Here is a 4,573-nt window from a genome sequence, read left to right as displayed (position 1 = left end):
TTTCATATTGGGAAGTTACTACTTTGTTAGTGTTTGTTCCTTTAAACAATCACTCTACCTGAACAACACAAAAAGTCCAGGTATTTTTAAATTCTCAGCATCCAAGCACTAACAATCCCGATTCTGTCTCTTGATCATCGCTGCTAAAAACATATACAGCAGTACCACGTTGAGTAAAAAGAGGATCAGCAGATATCCGTTGTCCATCTCTTTTTCAAGCTGCAGTCCGGTGAGAGAGTAGATCCCCTGCAGAACGACCAGGAACAGGACCGTTTTTCTTGTGTCTTCTGCAAAGAAATGACGCAGTATATGGTGCATGTGGCATCTGTCTGCGGAGAACATCGACCGACCTCTCATCTTCCGGCGTACCATCACCACCAAGGTATCCAGGATGGGGATGGCCGCTATGAAGAGGATGCTGACCGCTGGGAGATACGCCAGGGATTTGATCGCCAGCATCGAGATGACAAAGCCCAGTGTCAAAGAACCGCTGTCCCCCATGAATATGGATGCCGGATGCCAGTTATACACAAGGAAGCCCAGCAGCGCAGAGATGAACGCCCCTGCCATCAGCATCATGAAAAGATCATTATGCAGATACCCTACCGCAAAGAAACTCCCCAGTATCACGATACTCACCGTCGCGGCCAGTCCGTCCAGCCCGTCTATCAGGTTGAGAGCGTTCGTAAACCCCACTACGGCGAACAGCGTGAAAGGAAGTGCAAACCATCCCAGTGAAATATCAAATCCAAAGAAGAGACCAGCTTTATCTATGACAATACCATCCAGATAAAGCAGGAAGGTACCGAACATGATCACAAAGAATTTCGTATTGGGAGAGGTGTCATGGTGGTCATCCATTACCCCTACGATAAAAACGAGGAAAATCGCCATGCAGGTCCAGACATAGGAAACAATGATATCAAAATAGAACACAGGAATGACCAGTGCCACCGCCAGATAAAATCCTATGCCCGCACCTCTCGGCGTATGACTGCTGTGCGTGCTTCTTCCGTTGGGAACGTCGATCAGACCCAGTCTTTCCGAATGGTTACGAACGCCCCTTATGAACAGAAGGGAAAGAAAAAAAATGATAAGAAACTCGATGACCATGAAAATGTAATACCCCTAAAAACTTTCTTGACTGTTTTACTATACAGTAAACATGTCATATTACTGTCATATTTTATGTGAAAACGTTGTTACTTTTATAAAAAGCCTAACTACGACTAAAAGTACCCGTTAAAGGGTCTTTTAGCTTATGATCTCTGTGAAACCCTAGTTGTTTTCCAAGTATTTCAGTGTCACGAACGGTGCTGCGATCTTGGCGATCGTCTCGAACGGTGAAGTGTAGTAGTCCGAAGCCACTTTGAACTCTTTCCAGTTGTTAGGCTGGACATAGACGATGTCATTGGGTCTCAGCATAAAAGAGGCGTACTTCATCGTATCAAAGTTCGTCAGGTCCACCCTGCGCATATTCATCCCCTGGGTATCGCTGTTCGAAAGGATGATGATCTCGTTCCTTACGGCATAATCTGTCAGGTCCCCCGCAAAAGCGAGTGCTTCAAAGAGTGTCATCTTCTCTTTGTCTATTTCAACGACACCCGGTTTTTTTACCTCACCCAGTACAAAAAGGCGTTTATTAAGCACTTCAAGATAGACAGAAGGGGTATTGAGGTATTTTTTGTACTGTTCGGTGATGCGGTCTGCCGCCTCCGTCTGTGTCAACCCGCCTACCTTGACCTTCCCTATCAGCGGAAGAGAAACATTGCCTGCAGTGTTCACAAGGACACCTTTTTGTGTCATACTCTGTCCCAGCTGCTGTTGACCACCTATCCCTGACGCTGAACTTCCGGCAGGATCTTTGTACAGAATGATCTCCAGTCTGTCCTGCGGCAAAATACGATACTCGATACTCCTGTCGCTCACCTTCTGTTCTGTGACAGGCTTCTCTGTCTGTACAAGCTTATAATCCTGACCGGCACAACCTCCCAGCAGCAATCCTGCCCCTACCCATATCATTAACTTTTTTTTAAACATTTTAATCCCTTTCCCTATTCTAATGTATATATTATATCCCACCACTATTAAGTATTTAGGTGAGTTCCTCGTTACGTATCGTATTGTTTTTAAAAACATTACGATACGCCTCAGATCGGAAAACCCCGGTCAGTGTTTCAACATGCCTTTTGTGATGCACATCCGATCCCAGAAAATCTATCATCCCCTCTTTGCTCAAAAAATCCGCCAGCCCTTTCGCCGATCTGCCGTAATGTCCGCCAAACGAATTCACATTGACCTGGAACAGTACTCCCAGATCTTTCAGTCTCTTGTACTCTTTGTCCGGGTCTTTAATGTAGCGGTAACGCTCGGGATGCGCCATCATCGGTGTATACCCCGCGGCACCAATCTCAAAGATCATCTCTTCCAGCTGCAGAGGCTTGGAGACATAAGAGGTTTCAAAAAGAAGGTATTTGCCTTTGATGCTCATCACTTCACCACCATGGAGATGGTCATAGAAGCCTTCATCCAGGTAGTACTCTGCCGCTGTTTCTATCTCGACTTCTATCCCCTCGGCCTTCGCCGCACTTTGCAGAGAGGCCAGCCCCTCTTTGATCCCTTCGGGCGTATTCTTGTAAGCATCGAACATGATGTGCGGTGTCGTAATGACCTTTTCGTATCCCAAAGCTTCCAAACCTCTGAGCAGCTCCATGCTCTCTTCCATGCTTTTCGAGCCGTCATCGATGCCAGGAATAAGATGGGAATGCAGGTCAATGGTGAGCGCAGGCAAATCTGCTGGCCTGTCTGTATCGCTCAGCTGTTTCTCTTTTTTCTTTTTAAAAAGAGAGAAGATCATTTTTGCTCTTCCTCATAGTAGCCGTAACCATATCCATACCCGTAGCCATACCCATGGGTGTCTGCTCTGGCATCGTTCAGCAGTATCCCGAACCCGCGGATATCTTCCTTCGAAAGTTTCTCTATACTGCGCAAGAACCCTTTTTTCGAATGGTTCGCCCGAAGCACATAAATGCTCGTATCAGCAAAATGCATCAGTGTTCTTGCATCTGTGACCAGCCCGATCGGCGGGGTATCCAGGATGATCACATCATACACTTCTTTCAGCTTCTCCAGCACCTTTTCCATCAGCACGCTCTGTATCAGTTCACTGGGGTTTGGCGGTATCGGTCCGGAGGTGATGATGTCCAGATTTTCATATTCTGTGTGCTGGATGACATCATTCAAATTCGTGCGTTCAGAAAGCAGTGTGCTCATTCCTTTACTGTTCTGCAATCCGAATCTTTCATGCAGTGTCGGCTTTCTCATATCCAGGTTCAGTATCACCGTTTTCTTGTCGGCCATGCTCATGATCCCGCCCAGGTTCATACAGACCGTGGTCTTTCCTTCGCTGGCTATCGTAGATGTCACGGCAATGACATGTGACTCTTTCTGTTTCAGCATGAACTGCAGATTGGTACGAAGGTTTCTGAACGACTCTGCCAAAGCCGATTTGGGAGAGATGAACACCTTGACCTTGTTACTGTCCTCTTTGATATGCGGTATCAAACCAAGCACAGGCACATCTTTTACCTTGGAGACATCCTCCTCGCTTTTGATGCGATCATCAAGGAACTCTCTCAGGAATGCAAGCGCGATACCCAGAATGAGCCCGAGTATCAGCCCTACCAGTACGATGAGCTTGCGCTTGGGCTTGACAGGGAACTCAGGGGTCAATGCTTCATCAATGATCCTGTTCTTGCTCACCGTGGAAGCTTTGATGATGGCGGTCTCTGAACGTTTTTCAAGCAGATACGAGTAGATCTTCTCATTGACCACGAACTTACGCTGCAGCTGACCGAACATTCTTTCATCAGCAGGCAGGGTATTGAGAAGCTTCTGCTGTTCGAAAATAGACTTTTCTATCAGTGCTTTTCGCTCTTTGATGCTTTGATTGAGACTTTTGATCGTAGAGACGATCAGTTTCTTCAGCTCTGCGATCGTTTTAGTGAGTTTTCGCACTTCCGGATACATCTCCGTATAGTCTTCTCTCAACATCCTTTTTTTCATAATCGCATCCTGAAGTTCTTTGACCATACCGGAGAGTGAAGACTGTCCCGCTTGTACCCCGGCCACACTGATGCTTTCCAGATTCTTCCCGGACTTCACCTGTTCATAGAGCGTACCCAGCATCTCCAGCTCGATCGATATCTCTGCCAGTTTCATTTCAGACTCGCTCATCTGACGGATGATGTTTTCCGCTTTGGAACTCAGGTCCACGGTATTGGAAGTCTTTTTGAACTCTTCGAGCTTGATCGCAGAACCCTTGAGGTTTTCCGTGATCAGTTTCAGCTGCTCATCGACGAAGTTCAGTGTGCGGGTAGCTTCCTGTGTTTTTTTCTCTATATTCTGCTCTATATACGCTCTTGCCAACGCATTGGCGAACTCCTGGGCACGAAGCGCGACATTGTCAGCGTAGGAGATCTCCAGGATCGTAGAGTACTTTCCTCTCTGGCTGACACTGACACCTGCCTGCACATAGCTTGCGACCGTTTTCGGGTCCATCACCACAAAACGG

The 4,573-nt window shown here is 46.9% G+C and carries 4 protein-coding genes; all 4 read right to left on the bottom strand.

What is annotated here, in order from left to right:
• Positions 1-108 precede the first annotated feature (108 nt).
• Complete coding sequence (locus VIM88_RS00930) at positions 109-1,113, bottom strand: MraY family glycosyltransferase (RefSeq protein ID WP_331861000.1); 1,005 nt, start codon at positions 1,111-1,113, stop codon at positions 109-111.
• Positions 1,114-1,278: 165 nt separating this feature from the next.
• Positions 1,279-2,040: a polysaccharide biosynthesis/export family protein gene (locus VIM88_RS00925; RefSeq protein WP_331860999.1), complete on the bottom strand. Its 762-nt coding sequence runs from the start codon at positions 2,038-2,040 to the stop codon at positions 1,279-1,281.
• Between the two features lie 55 nt (positions 2,041-2,095).
• Positions 2,096-2,857: a tyrosine-protein phosphatase gene (locus VIM88_RS00920; RefSeq protein WP_331860998.1), complete on the bottom strand. Its 762-nt coding sequence runs from the start codon at positions 2,855-2,857 to the stop codon at positions 2,096-2,098.
• A partial coding sequence (locus VIM88_RS00915; RefSeq protein ID WP_331860997.1) for a GumC family protein occupies positions 2,854-4,573 on the bottom strand: 1,720 nt, incomplete at its 5' end. The genes VIM88_RS00920 and VIM88_RS00915, both read right to left, overlap by 4 nt.

Origin of the sequence: Sulfurovum sp. (assembly GCF_036568385.1) — a bacterium.
Classification (GTDB): Bacteria; Campylobacterota; Campylobacteria; order Campylobacterales; family Sulfurovaceae; genus Sulfurovum.
This window is presented reverse-complemented; position numbering and strand designations above follow the sequence as displayed.

Excerpts from the sequence above, each read along its gene's own strand:
- VIM88_RS00920 (WP_331860998.1), bottom strand. The coding sequence starts at position 2,857 with ATGATCTTCTCTCTTTTTAAAAAGAAAAAAGAGAAACAGCTGAGCGAT.
- VIM88_RS00930 (WP_331861000.1), bottom strand. The coding sequence starts at position 1,113 with ATGGTCATCGAGTTTCTTATCATTTTTTTTCTTTCCCTTCTGTTCATA.
- VIM88_RS00925 (WP_331860999.1), bottom strand. The coding sequence starts at position 2,040 with ATGTTTAAAAAAAAGTTAATGATATGGGTAGGGGCAGGATTGCTGCTG.